Raw genomic sequence first — 15924 nt, forward strand, 5'->3', positions numbered from 1 at the left:
ACCTTCCTCGGTGTCCCGTTCCCAGCATATTGACCGCAGGAGAAGTCCGAAATATATGATCGACCTCGTTTTTTGTAAGATCTTGCAATTCTTTCCCGAATTTGGACAATCGCCTTCGAAGTTTGTAAAATATTGCAATCATCGATCTTGCATATCCGATAGCGGGGTGATCGCTCTGAAGCCGGTCAAATGTTTCGACGACTCGTCCATCCGCGTCCCCTACCTCCATCCCGACGTTCCCGTGATGGTCGGGAGCATCGATCAGCGCCCTGCGGCTGCCGGCAGGCCGCGAAGGCCCGACGATGCCCCCGTCTGGTACTCCCAGCCTCATTGGCACCCCGAGGTCGAGATCGTGCGCATCCGCAGCGGCCGGATGCTCTACCACGTGAACGCGAAGGAGGTGCGGATGAACAGCGGAGACTGCCTTGTCATCAATTCCCGGCGCATCCATTTCGCAGAGCCGCTCGACACGTCCGGCTGCTCCTACGACATCCTGCTGTTCGCCCCCGAGGGGCTGCTGGCGAACGAGGCGCTCGTGTCGCTATACGTAGAGCCGCTCGTCGAGCTCGACGCGTTCGACTTCCTGCGCCTGCCCGTCGGACAGGAGGAGGCCGCGAAGGTACGGGAGGCCTTCGACAGGCTCCAAACCCTCGTGGAGGGGCAGCCCTACGCCTTCGAGCTCGAATGCTCCCTGGAGGCCGCCCGGCTGTGGACGATGCTGGTCGCCCGGCGCAGGGCCGATATCCCCTTCGCGCGCAGGGTCCCGCAAGAAGAGCTGGCCTCGGTCAAATCCATGGTCTCCTATGTCAAGGAGAACCACGCGGCGAAAGTCACCTTGTCCGATATCGCCCAGGCGGGACAGACGAGCAAAACCAAATGCTCCCAGCTGTTCAAGGAGTACCTCGACGCCTCCCCCATCGATTTCCTCATCACGTTCCGGCTCGAACGAAGCAGGGCGCTCCTCGACCGGACGGACACGCCCATAGCCGACGTTGCGAGCGGATGCGGCTTCTCCTCGCAAGGGTACTACTCGAAGGCATTCCGGCAGAGATACGGAACGACCCCGAGCGATTACAGGAAGAATCGGACCGGAGAAGAGCACGGCGAAACAGCGCTTTGAATGGCGCTTCACCCCTGCAGGTAGCGCTACCCCAGCCCGAGCGCGCCGGCGACGACCCAGGCCATCGCGGCGACCCACAGCACAGTCACGGCGACGCGCACGCCGCTGGGCACGCGCAGGTTCTTCGCGGGGATCATGAACATGGCGATGAGGCCGCCGAGCGCGCCGCCGAGGTGCCCGCTCACGGAGATACCCGGCACGAGGAGCGTGTAGACCACGTTGACGCCGATGATGGCGAGCATGCTCTTGCTGTACTGGGCGAACACGTGCCGGTTGCCCTTGTGCAGCACGCCGAGCAGCGCCACGGCCACGAACAGGGCGAACACGCTGGTGGACGCGCCCGCGCTCACGGTGGGCATGCCGCCCGCAAGCACGTCGGCCAGATACGACACGGCGTTGCCCGTGATGCCGCCCACGAAGTAGAGCGCCAGGAAGTTGCCGCGGCCGAGCACGCGCTCGAGCACCTCGCCCACGCTGTAGAGCGCCACCATGTTGAAGCCGAGGTGCATGAGGTCCATATGCAGGAACATCGGCGTGATGAAGCGGAAGAGCTCGCCTGCCTGCACGAGCGGCGCGTACATGGCGCCCATGTCCACGAGCACGATCGTGGGGATGTCGAGCGATGCCCCCATGCGCGCGCCGGCGAGCGCGGAGATAGCCGCCTCGACGGCGAACACGATCACGTTGAGCGCGATGAGCGCGAGCGTGACCAGCCGGAACCGGTTGCGTTTGAGGAAGCTCGGGCGGTTCGCGTCCATCATGCGCTTGAGCTGCTCGTCGTCGATGACGGGCCTCGAGGGCGCGTCGGGGTCGTTCACACGGTACGCCACGTGCTGGCTCCTTCGATTGGTCGGGTACGTGGAAACCCGACCATCCTACCATGAGGGAGCGCGGCGGGGCATGCGCCGCAGAGCGACGTCTCGCGATCACCAGAAAACCCTCGCGCCCGCTCCCGCTGCATCATGTCGCATCAGTCATTTACATAAATAGTCCTTAATGGTACTATTTGTGTAAATGACAACGACCTCAAACATATCAGGCTATCTTTCAACCGCTGAAGCCTCGCACGTTCTCGGCTCAACCTCGCACCACGTCGCCCGCCTCGCACGCGATGGCGAGATAGCCTCCCTGAGAACCGCTGGCGACGCGCTGTTGGTCGACGCCTCCTCTCTCTACGTGTACAAGCAGATCAGCAGGGGGAAAGGGAGGCCTTTTTCAAATCGCATGGCGTTTGCAGCGCTCTGGGAGCTTTCAGGGTTGGAGGCGCCATGGCTTTCTTATGCCCAAAGGCGGCGGCTGCGCATAAAGCTCGCCGATACGACGGCGGAAGATCTCGTATGGGTCACCCGCAAGCGGGCCGTCGAGAGGCGGTATCGCGCGAGCGCCTCGTTTCTCCCCCGCATCAAGGAACGAATGATCCTGTCTGGCCGAACCCGGGAAACGTCGGGTGCCCTTGGCCTCGTAGCCAGCGACGACGTGGTTGAGGGCTATGCCCGCCTCGATGATCTTGCCGACCTAGCTCGTTCCTTCTTTCTTGAAGATGATCCTAGGGGGAATGTGGTCGTGCATGCGGAGGACTGGCTACCGGATGTCGAGGGAAGCACCATGCCCGAAGCGGTTGTTGCCGTGGATCTCGCGGCTTCGCTCGACACGCGGGGAAGAAGCGCCGGACTCGCCAAGCTGAAGGAGCTGATCGATGGATACGCCAACGGTTCAGATAGTTGAAAGCATTCCAGCTTGGAAGACGGTCCTCGATGTCGCCGCATCGGCACCGCAAGGATCCTGGATCCTCGTGGGCGGCCTCATGACGCAGGCCCATGCCGCTCTTTGCGGTCGAACCTCTCGAGCCACAAAGGACGTGGATGTGCTGGTCGACCTCATCGCGCACCCTTCGAACGTCTCAGGAGTCATGCAAAGCCTCAGGCGCTTGGGTTTCGAGCCGCAGGAGCCGGGGCTCAGGGGAAGCCCCTTTCATCGCACTGTCAAAGACGGCATGATCGTCGACGTGCTGGTTGCGGATCACCTGCCTTCAGGAAGAAAGCAGCATGCGAGGGTGAATCGCTGGCCGATGATGGAAACGCCCGGTGGAGCGCAGGCTATCGAGAGGCGCATGAAGGTGGTGCTTGCCTCTGAGAGCCGTCAGGCCGTTATCGAGATGCCCAATCTGCTAGGCGCGATCGTGCTCAAAACCGCCGCATGGATGACCGATGGGAAAGACCGTCATCGGCATCTTGAAGACGTCGCCTTGTTAGCAAGCCTTGCGAGCGATCATGCGACCATGCTCGAAAGCATCCACGGATCGGATCGGAGCAGAATACGCTCTGCAGCAGAGGCGTTGGCAAGCCCGAATGAGCCCGCATGGCTCCTTCTTCCAGAGGATATGCGCGTTGCGGGCAGATTGACCTTGCGCATCCTTTCGAGCTAGCGCGCCCGCTCCCGCGGCGCGGTGCCGATCGGGCGCGCGGCGCGCTATAATCATCGAAGCGATCCGCCCCAACGGTTTGGAGTCCGCCCATGACCAAGGATTTCAGCAACCCGAAGAAGCTCGGCTTCATGCGCCTGCTGCAGGTGTTCTTCGCCATCAACATCGTGCTCACCATCTCGCTTCTGGTGTTCGTGGTGAAGGGCGGCGATGAGCTGGGCTTCGGCGAGATACTCGACTTCGTCAACCTCGTGTTCGACGGCGTGAGCTTCTGGCTCATCTGGCAGAGGAAGCGGCTCGCGCGCCACTTCATCATCGCGTTCAGCCTATTCAACATCGTCGTCGGCAGCATCTACAACCTGGCCACGGGGCAGTTCGACCTCATCGACCAGCTGCTCGCATCGGCCTCCGACATCATCCTGCTCGCCTACTTCCTCACGTCGCGCCGCGCCAAGGCGGTGCTCACACGTCCCTTCTCGGCCGAGATCAAGCGCGCCGACCTTGAGCGCCACGTCGACTTCTACCGGCCGCGCACCTGGGCGTTCTGGCGCAACCTGATCATCTACTTCTGCGTGTTCAGCGTGGTGGGCCACTGGATGGAGGCCGGCTACTGCACGCTCATCCGCTTCGGGCTCATCCCCGGCATCTACGACCCGAACTCGCAGATCTGGTCGGACTGGCTCTACCCGTTCTGCGTGTACGGCTTCGGCGCGGTGGCGTGCGTGCTGCTGCTGTTCCCCGTCAAGAACTTCCTCCAGCGCCACATCAAGGCGCACGGGGTGCCGCTCGTGCTCAGCTTCGTCGTGAACGCGCTCGTGTGCACGCTCATCGAGCTGGCCATGGGGCTCATGCTCAACCAGCCGCTGCCCGACGGGACGCTGCCTTTGTGGGACTACCGCGACATGTTCTGCAACTTCATGGGCCAGGTGTGCCTGCAGAACGCCGTCGCGTTCGGCGTGGTTGCCACACTCACGACCTGGGTCATCTACCCCGGCCTCGAGACGTTCCTCGCGCGGTTCTCGAAGGACGTCATGAACGTGGCGTTCATCGCGGTGGTCATCGCGTTCTGCATCCTGTTCTTCTTCTATTGCGTGAACATCCTGCTGCCCGATCTCGACGATGACGAGCTTTTCGACGACGCGCCGACCGAGCAGGTGCAGCCCGCCTCCGAGGCCGGCGGCGCGGGCTAGCGGCGCGCGATCCCCATGCCGCTCCTCACGAAAGACGACGAGCTCGTCGGCTACGCGCCGGACGCCTTCGCGTTCTGGCGCAACCTGGCCGTGTACTTCTGCGCGTTCAGCGTGATCGGGCATTGGATGGAGATCGCCTACTGCTCGTCCATGAACCTGTTCGGCATCGTGGACGCCGACTCGCTCGTGTGGGACGACCCGATGTACCCGTTCCTCGTGTACGGCGTGGGCGTGGCGGTGTGCGTGCTCCTGCTCGAGCCGCTCAAGCAGCGCCTCGTGGCGCGCCGGCGCACGCTGCTCGGCGCGGGAGCGCAGTTCTACCTGATCACCGTGGGGGTGTGCCTGGTCATGGAGCTGGGCATGGGCCTCATGCTGAACCAGCCCAACGCCGCCGGCGAATACCCCTTGTGGGACAACTCGCAGCTGCCGCTGAACGTGCTCGGCCAGGCGTGGCTCGTGAACGACCTGGCCCTCGGCGCCGTGGCCATGCTCTACACCTGGGTCGTCTACCCGCTCAGCCAGAAGGCGCTCGCGAAGCTGCCGCTGCGCGTGATGAACGCGCTCGCGGCAGCCGTCGTCGTCGGGTTCACCGTGCTCTGCGCCGTGAAGTTCGCCTGAGGCCGCCCGGCCGCGCGCGGCCTACAGGCTCGCGCGCAGCACCTCGACCACCTCGTCGCGCGAGAGCGGGTGGTAGCCTCCCTCCATGGGAAGCGTGGCCTCGGCGATGCCGTCGAGCATGCCCTCGTCCACGCCCAGCTCGCGCAGGCTCATCACGCAGCCGATCTCGCGCGCCCACGCCTCGAGCGCGGCGATGCCGGCCTCCGCGAGCTCCTCGTCCGTGCGCCCGTCGGCCTCCACGTCCCACACCGTGCGGGCGAACCGCGCGAACTTGGGCAGGCCGTAGGGCGCGACCAGGCGGTAGTACGCCGGAGAGACCGCCGAAAGCGTCATGCCGTGCGTGGCGTCGGTGTAGGCGCCCACGGCCTGGCCGATCATGTGCACCTCCCAGTCGGTGGCCTTCCCCATGGCGAAGAGCGTGTTGAGCGCCCAGGTGGCCGCCCACATGATGTTGCTGCGCGCCTCGTAGTCGCGCGGGTCGGCCACCGCCGCGCGCGAGCTGGCCACGAGCGAGCGCATGAGGCCCTCCATCAGGTAGTCGGTCACGTTGTCGTCGACGCCTGAGAAATACTGCTCCATCACGTGCGACATGACGTCGAAGATGCCGGCTGCCATCTGGTACTTCGGCACCGTGAACGTGAGCTCCGGGTTCAGGATGGCGAACTTCGGGAACACCTCCGGCCCGAACACGTGCCCGATCTTGAGCTTCTGGTCGTGGTTGGTGATGACCGCGCCGCCGTTCATCTCGGAGCCGGTGCCCGCCATGGTGAGCACGCAGCCCACGGGCACGATGTCGCACTCGACGTCGTCGAAGCGCAGGTAGTAGCGCTCCCACGGATCCTCGTCGCAGTGCACCGACACGCTCACGGCCTTCGCGTAGTCCACCACCGAGCCGCCGCCCACGGCCAGGATGAAGTCGACGTTGTTGTCGCGGGCGATGCGCACGCCCTCGGCCAGCTTCTCCGACGTGGGGTTCGGCATGACGCCGCCGTCGTCCACCACGGTCCTGCCGCACTCCTCGAGAATGGCCGTCACCTGGTCGTACAGGCCCGACTTCTTGATGGAGCCGCCGCCGTAGGCCAGCTGCACCACGCGCCCGAACTTCGGCAGCTCGTCGCGCAGCCGCTCGAGCGCGTCGGGGCCGAAGTGCAGGCGGGTGGGGTTGTCGTAGGTGAAGTTTCCGAGCATGATGATCTCCTTGCGTCTCGTGTTCCGTCTGGAGACCATCATGCCTCTTGGAGCGTGCTCCAAGTCAAGCGCTTTCCGCAAGTTTTTTCGCGCGACGTTGCTCGCGAGCTACGCGGCTATGGCCTGCCTGATGGCGGCCAAGAGGTCGTCGTACTCCTCGAACGCGGGCAGCTCGGGGTGCTCGGCCTTGATGGCGTCGGTGGAGCGGAACAGGAAGCCCGCCTTGCTGGCCAGGATCATGCCCAGGTCGTTGTGGCTGTCGCCCGCCGCGATGGTGTCGAAGCCGCAGGACTGCAAGGCGCGCACCGTGGTGAGCTTGGAGTCGGGGCAGCGCATGCGGATGCCCGTGACCTCGCCGCCCTCGGCCACCTCCAGCTCGTTGCAGAACAACGTCGGCCACCCGAGCTTCTTCATGAGCGGCTGTGCGAACTGGGTGAACGTGTCGCTGATGATGATGGCCTGGCCTTCGGCGCGCAGCTCGTCGAGGAACTCCTTCGCGCCCGGCAGGGGATCGATCGTCGCGATGACGTCCTGGATCTCCTTGAGCCCCAGGCCGTGCTCGCGCAGGACGCCCAAGCGGAAATCCATGAGCTTGCCGTAGTCGGGCTCGTCGCGCGTCGTGCGCGTGAGCTCGGGGATGCCCGTCGCCTCCGAGAACGCGATCCAGATCTCGGGCACCAGCACGCCCTCGAGGTCCAAGCAGGTGATATGCATCTCTCAACTCCCTTCGGGGCGCGCTTCCCCGCGCGCCGCGCATCGCCAGACGTCTCGCACATCATACCCTGTCCGTCGACGGCCTACTTCGCCGTGTCGGCCCTGCGGCCGAAAAAGCGCCCGGGAAAGCGGCATAAAAGGAAATGGCATAAAAGGGGACTGTCCCCTTTTATGCCAAAATGGCGTTCGTTAGTCGCGGGTGAGCTTGCGGTGGATGCGGTGCGGGCGGGAGGCCTCCTCGCCCAGGCGCTCGACACGGTTCTTCTGGTAGTCGTCGAAGTTGCCCTCGAACCACGTCCAGTTGCCGGGGTTCTCGTCGGTGCCCTCCCAGGCCAGGATGTGCGTGGCCACGCGGTCGAGGAACCAGCGGTCATGCGACGTCACCACGGCGCAGCCGGGGAACGCCAGCAGCGCCTCTTCCAGGCTGGCCAGCGTCTCGGTGTCGAGGTCGTTCGTGGGCTCGTCGAGCAAGAGCAGGTTGCCGCCCTGCTTCAAGGTGAGGGCCAGGTTCAGGCGGTTGCGCTCGCCACCAGAGAGCACGCCGGCCGGCTTCTGCTGGTCGGAGCCCTTGAAGCCGAAGCTCGCCACGTAGGCGCGGCTCGGGATCTCGGTGTCGCCCACGATCATGTAGTCGTTGCCGCCGGACACCACTTCCCACAGCAACGCGCTCGGGTCGATGCCCTCGCGGTTCTGGTCGACGTAGCTGATGGTCACCGTCTCGCCGATGTCGAGCGTGCCGCTATCCACGGGCTCCAGCCCCATGATCATCTTGAACAGGGTGGACTTGCCCACGCCGTTGGGGCCGATCACGCCCACGATGCCGTTGGGCGGCAGCTTGAACGACAGGTCGTCGATGAGCACGCGGTCGCCGAACGCCTTGTGCAGATGCTCGGCCTCGATCACCTTCGCTCCCAGCCGCGGCGGCACGGGGATCTGGATCTCGTTGTAGTCGAGCTTCTTGTTCGCGCGCGCTTCGGCGGCCATCTTCTCGTAGGCGGCCAGGCGCGCCTTGCTCTTGGCCTGGCGGGCCTTCGGGCTCGAGCGCACCCACTCCAGCTCGTTCTTCAGCTTCTTGGCCAGGCGCTCCTGGCTCTGGCCCTGCGCCTCGATGCGGGCGGCCTTCGTCTCCAGGTAGGTGGAGTAGTTGCCCTTGTAGGGGAAGAGGCTGCCGCGGTCCACCTCGCAGATCCACTCGGCCACGTGGTCGAGGAAGTAGCGGTCGTGCGTGACGGCCAGCACCGCGCCGGGGTAGTTCTGCAGGAACTTCTCGAGCCACAGCACCGACTCGGCGTCCAGATGGTTCGTGGGCTCGTCGAGCAGCAGCAGGTCGGGCGCTTCCAAGAGCAGGCGGCAGAGCGCCACGCGCCTTCGCTCGCCGCCGGAGAGGTGGTTCACCGGCTCGTCGGGGTCGGGGCACTGCAGCGCGTCCATGGCCTGGGAAAGCTGGCTGTCCAGGTCCCAGCCGTTCGCGGCGTCGATGGCGTCCTGCAGCTCGCCCATCTCATCCATGAGCTTGTCGTAGTCCGCGTCGGGCTCGGCCATCTCCATGCCGATGGCGTTGAAGCGGTCGATCTTGGCCTTGAGCTCGCCGAACGCCTGCTCGATGTTCTCAAGCACCGTCTTGTCCTCGTCAAGCGGCGGCTCCTGCAGAAGGATGCCCACCGAGTAGCCCGGCGTGAGGCGCGCGTCGCCGTTGGACACCTCCTCGATGCCGGCCATGATCTTGAGCAGGGTGGACTTGCCCATGCCGTTCGGACCGACGACGCCGATCTTCGCGCCGGGGTAGAACGACAGGGTGACGTCGTCGAGGATGACCTTGTCGCCGTGCGCCTTGCGCGCCTGGTGCATTTGATAGATGAATTCCGCCATTTGTGCTCCTGTTCTCGCTGCGCCCGTCGCGCTAGCGGTTCTCGATGCGGCCGATGTTCTTGAGCTCGATGTTGATGAGGCCGTTCGGGCCGCTCACGAACTCGATGAACTCGGGGTTCTCGCCGTATTCGGCCGGGAAGGTGATGTCGATGCCCGTGTCGGTGCGGATCTTGTGGCTCTTCGCCACGCGCTTGGCCACGCTCTTCTCCACCACGACGCGCTCGGGCAGCGCCTCCTCGGCAAGCGCCTGCTCGAAGCGGCGCTGCAAAGGCTCGTCCTCGAACACCTCCTCGCCGAGGTCCCACGGGGCCAGCTCATCGGACTCGTCAGCGTTTCCGGCCACGTAGGCTTTCGCCTTCGAGAGCGCCACGGCGGTGTTCGCGCCGTACTCCTCGGCCACCTCTTCCACGATGCGCGCCACCGTGTCGAACACCTCCTTGCTCGATGCCTCCATCGAGCATTGCAGCAGGCCGTCGGGGATGAGCCAACGCCGCTCGCCGGCGATCTCGCGCTCCTTGTCGCAGAACGACACGGAAAGCGACTTGGATTCGACCACCGCGAACGACGCCACCTTCTGCGAGGGGTTCGGCAGGATGGCGTGGTGGCGCGCCACGTCCACGCGCTGCGCGCCGGTCTCGCTGTAGCCCACCTCGTGCATGTAGGCCTGCCGGCTTTCCAGCAGCATGAACGCGAAGTAGCGCTTGCCGCGCGCCTCGTAGGCGGCCGCGGCCTCCTCGTCGTCCATCTCGCGCACCGTGTTGTCGGGGTCGTCCTCGAAGTCGAGCACCAGCAGGTCGGCCGACTCGGACTTCTCCATGCGGCCCAGCTCGGTGGCGATGAACTCGGCCACCTGCGTCGACAATCCCACGAAATCGCGCTGCCCGTGGAAGTAGGCACGCAGCTCCTCGGCGAAGAGGCTGTCCTCGGCGAACTCGCCGCGCTTGGCGTCGATGTTGCCGAGCGCCTTCTTCGCGTGGCTCGTCGCGTAGCGCTTGGCGTTCTTGCTCGCGAGGTCGAGCTCTTCCTGGGCGTACACGTTCACGCACGACACGAAGTCGAAGACGTGCAGGATGGCGTGGTTGATCTTCATGGGGCCTCTCTCGGGTGTGGGAATCGAGAACGATCAGGATACCCGAGTTCGCTCGCCAGCGCCCCGAAAGCCGGAAAATCACCAGAGAGGAATGTCCCAAAAGGCGTCTGTCCCCTTTTGGGACATTAGCACGCGGCCGCCTCGGCAAGCGCCTTCTCGCGGCGGGCCCTGTCGCGGGCGCGCTTGCGTAGGCGCAGCACGACGTAGCCGACGCCGAGCGCCAGGTACAGCCACGCGGTGGCCACCTGCTGCGCGAACGTGGCCAGCCACGCGGACGGGTCCGCCATGATGGCGAACAGCGTCTGCTGCCCGTCGTAGGGATACCCGTGCAGCAGGTGCCCCACCGCCAGCAGGAAGCCCTGCGCCGCCATGAGCAGCACGAACGGGTACGCCAGAAGCTGCGTGCGCTTCCACGCCTTCTGCGACAGGCGCCGGCGCACGCACTTGAACGAGGTGATCCACGGCACGAGGAACGTCGCTGTGAGGGGAAGCCCCACGACCACCGCCGCGGCGAACATGATGCCCGCCGCCGGCTGCCCCCAGATCTGCTCCCACATCGGCGTGAGCGACAGCACGAGGAAGTCGATCACGCGCACCAGATGCCCCGCGATGATGATGCCGGCGATGACGGAGAGCTCCGAGCGGATGGACAGCAGCCGCTTCACCGCGGGCGTGCGCTCGAGCGCGCCGGCGAACATCACGACGAAGTACAGGCACACCCCCGTGTACGCCGAGGTCAGAAGCTGCATGACCGCGTCGAGCGCGGGAGGGGCGGCAGCGGGATCGTGCCAGAAGGCCGCGACGGCGGCCACGCCCCACAGCGCGTAGAAGGGCCCGGGATGAGCGCGCAGCGGGCGGGCGCATAGGAAGCAGAACGCGAGCGCGAACGGCGCGGCCTGCAGCAGGTTGGGAACGAAGGCGGGAAAGAAGGGAAGCACGCGGGACTCCTCGGGACGGCGCGGACGGTCGATGCCCCCACCCTACCCGACCGGCTCCGCGCCGTCTGTTGGATCTCCAACATTTGGCCCTCGCGGTTTTCGAAGAGAGCGGCGGTCCACCGTCTGCGCGCTTGCGCCCGAAGACGCCACCGCCCTCCTGCGCGCCCGCAGCTGAGCGCGCCCTCAGGCCACGCCGCGGTCGAAGGCGAGCAGACGGCGGTAGCGCTCGCTCGTGCGCTCAAGCTCTTCCGGCGAGCCGTCCAGCTCCACGCGGCCGTCTTCCACGAACACGACGCGGTCCATGGCGGACACGCCGGCCAGGTGGTGCGTGACCATGATGACGGTCTTGCCCGCGAGCGCCTCGAACAGCGTGTCCAAAAGCGCCCGCTCGGTCGCCGGGTCGAGGCCCACCGTGGGCTCGTCCAAAATGACCACGGGCACGTCCTGCAGAAGCACGCGCGCGAGCGCGACGCGGTGCCGCTCGCCGCCCGAGAAGCGCAGGCCCGCCTCGTCAACCATCGTGTCGAGGCCCTGCGGCAGCCGCTCGGCCATCTCGCGCAGGCCCACCTTCGCGAGCGCCTCCCACAGCTCCTCGTCGGTCGCGTCCTCGCGCCCGAGGCGCAGGTTCTCGGCCAGCGTCATGTTGAACAGGTACGTGCGCTGCTGGATCACGCCGATCCAGCGCGCCGCGTCGTCACCGAGGTCGGCCGTCGCCACGCCGCCGAGGGTCACGCTGCCGGCGTCCGGGCGGATGTCTCCGCGCACGAGCGAGGCGAGCGTGCTCTTGCCCGCGCCGCTGCGCCCGAGCACGGCCACGCGCTGGCCCTGCGGGACCGCGAGCGAGAGGCCGTCCACCACCGGCCCCGCGCCGCCCGGGTAAGCGTACGTCGCCGCCTCCACCCGCACGTCGAGCGGGGCCTGCGGCACGGGAGCGGCGGCCGCGTCGGCGCGCGGCGCGGGCAGGTCGTTCAGGCGCGCGATGGAATCGCGGTAGGCCCCGGCCTCCACCGCCGCCGACGACAGCGGCGCGAACGCGTCGATGAGCGGGAAGAACGCCAGCACGAACGCGGCTATCCAGTTGGCGGCGTCGCCCCCTTCCGCGCCGAAGCGGCCGCCCGCCCACACGAGCAGGAGCACCGCGCCCAGCCCGAATACCGCCTGCAGCGCCAGGTCGCGCCGCCGCCCGAAGCGCTCCATGCGCTCCTGGATGGCGCGCATCTCGCGCTCGCGGGCCTTGTGGCGCGTGAGGTACTCCTCGCCCCGCCCGGCGAACACCCAGTCCGATACGCCCAGCACGTTGTCAGCCAGCTCCGCGTACAGCTCGTTCTTCAGCGCCTTGTGGCGGGCCTGGCGCGCCGCGTTGGCCAGCACCGACACGAGCGGCGCCACGAACGCCGCCGTGCCCAGCACGAGCAGCATCGCGAGCCCCAGCCACGGCGAGAGCCACCCGAGGCACGCGACCACGATCGCCCAGAGCAGCCACGCCACCACCGTGGGGAACACCGTGCGCAGATACAGGTTCTGGATGTGCCCGACGTCCTCGGCCAGAAGCCCCAGCACGTCGCCCGTGCGGTGCGTGGCGCGGAAGAACACCGCGTCGCGCTCGAGGGCCTCGTAGAGCTTGAGGCGCAGGCCGCTCGTCATACGCAGCACCCAGTCGTGGCTGGTCAGGCGCTCAAGATACTGCAAGATGGGCTTGCCCACGCCGAAGATGCGCACGAAGATGAGCGGCAGGTGCAGAAACAGGATGGTCTCCACCACGGCCGAGGCGCTCACCAGATAGCCCGACGTGAACATGAGCGCCGAGGCGAAGGCGAACGTGAGCACCCCGAGGAGAAGCGCCAGCGCGAGCGCTTTTCGATAGCGGAAGAAGAACGGCCTCACCCACGCGTCGCGGCGCAGCACGGCCGCCAGGCCCTCGTCGCGCGTCATGCGAGGCCTCCTTCCAACCGCGCCGCCACGCGGGCGAGCGCGCCGTCGCGGGCGGCCAGCTCGGAGGGCGGGCCGAACCAGGCCACGCGCCCGTCCTCCAGCACGAGCACGGCGTCCATGTCGTGCACCCAGTGCAGCCGGTGCGTGGCGAAGAACACGAGCCGCCCCTCCATAAGCGGCAGCATGCGCTCCTTGAGCTCCAGCTCCGTCTCGATGTCGAGGTGCGCGGTGGGCTCGTCGAACAACAGGATGCGCCGCGAGCGATCGAGCAGCGCGCGGGCGAGCGCGATGCGCTGGGCCTGGCCGCCCGAGAGCGCCCGGGCCCCCTCGCCCACCACGGTGTCCAGGCCGTCGGGCAGCTCGGCGACCAGCGCGTCCAAGCCGACGACGCCCACGGCCCGCTCGACGTCCTCCTCGGAGGCGCCGGGCCGGTAGAACGCGATGTTCTCGCGCAGCGTGGCGTGGAAGAGGTAGGGGTCCTGCGGGATGTAGAGCACCTGGCGCTGCCACGAGGGGTCGCGCAGGTCGGCTACCTCGCGGCCCGCCGCACGCACCCCGCCCGCGCTCGGCGCGGAGAAGCCGCCCAGCAGGTTCACGAGCGTGCTCTTGCCCGAGCCGCTCGCGCCGATCACGCCGATGCGCTCGAAGCCGCGCGCGGCGAAGGACACGCCCGAGAGCGCCTCGCGCCCCGGGTAGGAGAACCCCACGTCGGCGAGCTCGAGGACGGACTCCTCGTCCCAGGCGGGGATGCCGGCGCCGCCCGAGTCCTCGCCTTCGCTCGCGTCGCCGGCGGGCGCCGAGGCGACGATGGCCTGGATGGAGGCAAGCGCGTTCTTGCCGTCGAGCGAGGCGTGGTAGTCGCTCGCGAACTCGCGGATGGGCTTGAAGTACTCGGGCACGAGCACCAGCACGAACAGCGCCGGGAAGAACGCGATCGAGCCGTCCACCAGGCGGAACCCCAGCATGATGGCCACGGCCGCCAGCGAGAGCGTGGAGATGAGGTCGAGCACCGAGCCGGAGAGGGTGGCCAGGCGCAGCGTCTTCACCGTGGCCTCGCGGAAGCGCTCGCTCACCTCGAAGATGCGCTCGCCGTGGCGTCTGCCCTGGCCGAGCAGCTTCAGGGTGTCGATGCCGCGCATCGAGTCGAAGAAGTGGTTGGAGAGCCTGCGGTACTCGTCGTGCTGGCGCGACGCGGCCGCCTTCGCCGTGGCGCCGATGAGCCCCATGTAGAACACGATGACCGGGTACATCACGAGCATGATGAGCCCCGACACCCAGTCCACCGGGAAGGTGCACAGAAGCACCACGAGCGGCACCACCACGACGCACACGATCTTGGGCAGGATGAGGCGCAGGTACGTCTCCACCTGGTCGATGCCCTCGAGCACGAGAGCCGACACGCTGCCCGAGCCCTCGGCCTGCACGATGCGCGAGCCCTCCGTGAACACCGCGCGCAGAAGCTTCCCGCGCAAGTCGTCGATGCGGGCGTAGGCGTAGCGGTCGAGGAAGGAGTCCTGGGCGTAGCGCACGCCCTGCCCGCCCACGAAGCACGCGAGGAACAGGGCGATGAGCGGAGCCTGATCGAGAAGCGGCGCGCCCTCCCACAGATGCACGATAGCGCTCGCGAGCGCCCACGCCTGGGCTACCACGAGCGCCGCGCGGGCCGTCGCGAGCGCGAGCAGCGCCGCGAGCGCGCCGCGGATGCCCTCAAGCGCGAACAAAGCACGATCGATCATCGACACGCCCCCTTGCGTCAACAAATGTTATAGCAATAGTAACATTTCTCCGCCCCGCTGGGAAGGGCCGTTTCCCTACCCGTCGCCCACTCCCCGTCGCGATGCCGCACATACAGTGAAACGTACAAATGTTTCACGTGAAACATTTGTACCACTATCGTGCGACATTGCGACGCATGCTCACGTCAGTCGTCGAAGCCCCACATGCGCACCTCGGACTCGAGGCGCACGCCGGAGTCCTCGAGCACGCGGGCCCGCACGTGCGCGATGAGCGCGCGCACGTCCTCGGCGGTGGCGCCGCCCGCGTTCACCACGAAGCCCGTGTGCTTCTCCGACACCTGCGCGCCGCCGACGCGGAATCCGCGCAGGCCCGCATCCTGCACGAGCTTGCCGACGAAGAACCCCGTCGGGCGCTTGAACGTGCTGCCCGCGCTCGGCATCTCGAGCGGCTGCTTCTCCGCGCGCCGCCGCGCGAGGTCGTCCATGCGCGCGCGGATGGCCGCGGGATCGTCGCGCTCCAGGCGCAGGACGGCCTCGAGCACCACGTGCCCCGCCTCGTCCATCATGGAGTGCCGGTACGACCACGCGGCCTCCTCGGCCCCCACCTCCACGAGGTCGCCTGCGGCCGTGAGGCAGAGGAGCGACTCGCACACGTCCTTGAACTCGCCGTCGTAGGCCCCGGCGTTCATGATGGCCGCCCCGCCCACGGTGCCGGGAATGCCGCTCGCGAACTCGTAGCCCGCAAGCCCCGCCGCGCAGGCGACGTCCGCCACCTGGGCGTTCGACGCGCCCGCCTGCACGCGCAGCCGCTCGCCCTCCACCTGCACGTCCGAGAGGTTCTCCGCGATCCGCACCACCACGCAGCGCAGGCCCGCGTCCGACACCAGAAGGTCGCTGCCGAGCCCCACCGTGCACACGGGCGCGCCCGCGGCGCGGCAGGCCTCGTACACGGCGCGCGCCTCCTCCACCGTGCGCGGCTCCACGAGGAAGTCGGCCGGCCCGCCGATGCGAAACGTCGTGTGCGCCGCCATCGGCTCGTCCTCGCGCACGCGCCCCGCGCCGACGACGGCCCCGAGCAGCTCCCGCATCATCGATCGATCCATGTTG

14 protein-coding genes are annotated in these 15924 nt (G+C 67.1%); 5 read left to right on the forward strand and 9 right to left on the reverse strand.

Annotation, left to right across the window (positions count from 1 at the left end; all coding sequences use genetic code 11):
* Positions 1–244: 244 nt before the first annotated feature.
* Positions 245–1120, forward strand: a complete 876-nt coding sequence (locus FX134_RS02910; protein WP_232050984.1) for a helix-turn-helix transcriptional regulator — start codon at positions 245–247, stop codon at positions 1118–1120.
* A 26-nt stretch (positions 1121–1146) separates the two neighbouring features.
* On the opposite strand, the gene FX134_RS02915 is transcribed toward FX134_RS02910, so the two are convergent.
* A complete protein-coding gene (locus FX134_RS02915) occupies positions 1147–1950 on the reverse strand; it encodes a rhomboid family intramembrane serine protease (protein ID WP_080797462.1) in 804 nt (267 codons plus the stop codon).
* Positions 1951–2134: 184 nt separating this feature from the next.
* On the opposite strand from FX134_RS02915, the gene FX134_RS02920 reads away from it, so the two are divergent.
* From FX134_RS02920 to FX134_RS02935, 4 genes are all read left to right on the forward strand, one after another.
* Positions 2135–2845, forward strand: coding sequence for a hypothetical protein (locus FX134_RS02920; protein WP_143412117.1), 711 nt, complete (start codon positions 2135–2137; stop codon positions 2843–2845).
* Positions 2817–3545, forward strand: coding sequence for a hypothetical protein (locus FX134_RS02925; protein WP_143412118.1), 729 nt, complete (start codon positions 2817–2819; stop codon positions 3543–3545). Before FX134_RS02920 ends, FX134_RS02925 begins: the two co-directional genes overlap by 29 nt.
* 89 nt (positions 3546–3634) lie before the next feature.
* Complete coding sequence (locus FX134_RS02930; RefSeq protein WP_080797465.1) at positions 3635–4732, forward strand: putative ABC transporter permease; 1098 nt, start codon at positions 3635–3637, stop codon at positions 4730–4732.
* 15 nt (positions 4733–4747) lie between these two features.
* Positions 4748–5350, forward strand: coding sequence for a putative ABC transporter permease (locus FX134_RS02935; RefSeq protein ID WP_080797466.1), 603 nt, complete (start codon positions 4748–4750; stop codon positions 5348–5350).
* 21 nt (positions 5351–5371) lie between these two features.
* Here the strand turns inward: FX134_RS02935 and FX134_RS02940 are convergent, their stop codons facing one another.
* From FX134_RS02940 to murB, 8 genes are all read right to left on the reverse strand, one after another.
* Positions 5372–6538, reverse strand: a complete 1167-nt coding sequence (locus tag FX134_RS02940) for an iron-containing alcohol dehydrogenase (RefSeq protein WP_080797467.1) — start codon at positions 6536–6538, stop codon at positions 5372–5374.
* A 108-nt stretch (positions 6539–6646) separates the two neighbouring features.
* The gene (thrH, locus tag FX134_RS02945) at positions 6647–7252 is read right to left on the reverse strand and encodes a bifunctional phosphoserine phosphatase/homoserine phosphotransferase ThrH (protein WP_080797468.1); all 606 of its coding nucleotides are present in this window, start codon (positions 7250–7252) and stop codon (positions 6647–6649) included.
* Positions 7253–7441: 189 nt separating this feature from the next.
* Positions 7442–9121: an energy-dependent translational throttle protein EttA gene (ettA, locus tag FX134_RS02950; protein ID WP_080797469.1), complete on the reverse strand. Its 1680-nt coding sequence runs from the start codon at positions 9119–9121 to the stop codon at positions 7442–7444.
* A 31-nt stretch (positions 9122–9152) separates the two neighbouring features.
* On the reverse strand, positions 9153–10211 hold the full coding sequence (locus FX134_RS02955) for a nucleoid-associated protein (protein ID WP_080797470.1): 1059 nt from the start codon (positions 10209–10211) through the stop codon (positions 9153–9155).
* Between the two features lie 125 nt (positions 10212–10336).
* Entirely contained in the window at positions 10337–11149 is an 813-nt protein-coding gene (locus FX134_RS02960) for a hypothetical protein (protein ID WP_080797471.1), read from the reverse strand.
* A gap of 183 nt (positions 11150–11332) precedes the next feature.
* Positions 11333–13081, reverse strand: a complete 1749-nt coding sequence (cydC, locus tag FX134_RS02970; protein WP_080797472.1) for a thiol reductant ABC exporter subunit CydC — start codon at positions 13079–13081, stop codon at positions 11333–11335.
* Positions 13078–14817 carry a thiol reductant ABC exporter subunit CydD gene (cydD, locus tag FX134_RS02975; protein WP_080797473.1) on the reverse strand — a complete coding sequence of 580 codons (1740 nt, stop codon included), beginning with the start codon at positions 14815–14817 and terminating at the stop codon, positions 13078–13080. The genes cydC and cydD overlap by 4 nt, the downstream gene beginning before the upstream one ends.
* A gap of 185 nt (positions 14818–15002) precedes the next feature.
* Positions 15003–15908, reverse strand: coding sequence for a UDP-N-acetylmuramate dehydrogenase (gene murB, locus FX134_RS02980; RefSeq protein WP_407641848.1), 906 nt, complete (start codon positions 15906–15908; stop codon positions 15003–15005).
* Positions 15909–15924 lie beyond the last annotated feature (16 nt).

This window comes from Arabiibacter massiliensis (genome assembly GCF_902386925.1).
GTDB lineage: Bacteria > Actinomycetota > Coriobacteriia > Coriobacteriales > Eggerthellaceae > Arabiibacter > Arabiibacter massiliensis.

Bases quoted from the DNA above. Each gene is read 5' to 3' on its own strand.
- FX134_RS02910 (WP_232050984.1), top strand. From the start codon at position 245: ATGGTCGGGAGCATCGATCAGCGCCCTGCGGCTGCCGGCAGGCCGCGA.
- FX134_RS02920 (WP_143412117.1), top strand. From the start codon at position 2,135: ATGACAACGACCTCAAACATATCAGGCTATCTTTCAACCGCTGAAGCC.
- FX134_RS02925 (WP_143412118.1), top strand. From the start codon at position 2,817: ATGGATACGCCAACGGTTCAGATAGTTGAAAGCATTCCAGCTTGGAAG.
- FX134_RS02930 (WP_080797465.1), top strand. From the start codon at position 3,635: ATGACCAAGGATTTCAGCAACCCGAAGAAGCTCGGCTTCATGCGCCTG.
- FX134_RS02935 (WP_080797466.1), top strand. From the start codon at position 4,748: ATGCCGCTCCTCACGAAAGACGACGAGCTCGTCGGCTACGCGCCGGAC.
- FX134_RS02940 (WP_080797467.1), bottom strand. From the start codon at position 6,538: ATGCTCGGAAACTTCACCTACGACAACCCCACCCGCCTGCACTTCGGC.
- thrH (WP_080797468.1), bottom strand. From the start codon at position 7,252: ATGCATATCACCTGCTTGGACCTCGAGGGCGTGCTGGTGCCCGAGATC.
- ettA (WP_080797469.1), bottom strand. From the start codon at position 9,121: ATGGCGGAATTCATCTATCAAATGCACCAGGCGCGCAAGGCGCACGGC.
- FX134_RS02955 (WP_080797470.1), bottom strand. From the start codon at position 10,211: ATGAAGATCAACCACGCCATCCTGCACGTCTTCGACTTCGTGTCGTGC.
- cydC (WP_080797472.1), bottom strand. From the start codon at position 13,081: ATGACGCGCGACGAGGGCCTGGCGGCCGTGCTGCGCCGCGACGCGTGG.
- cydD (WP_080797473.1), bottom strand. From the start codon at position 14,817: ATGATCGATCGTGCTTTGTTCGCGCTTGAGGGCATCCGCGGCGCGCTC.
- murB (WP_407641848.1), bottom strand. From the start codon at position 15,908: ATGATGCGGGAGCTGCTCGGGGCCGTCGTCGGCGCGGGGCGCGTGCGC.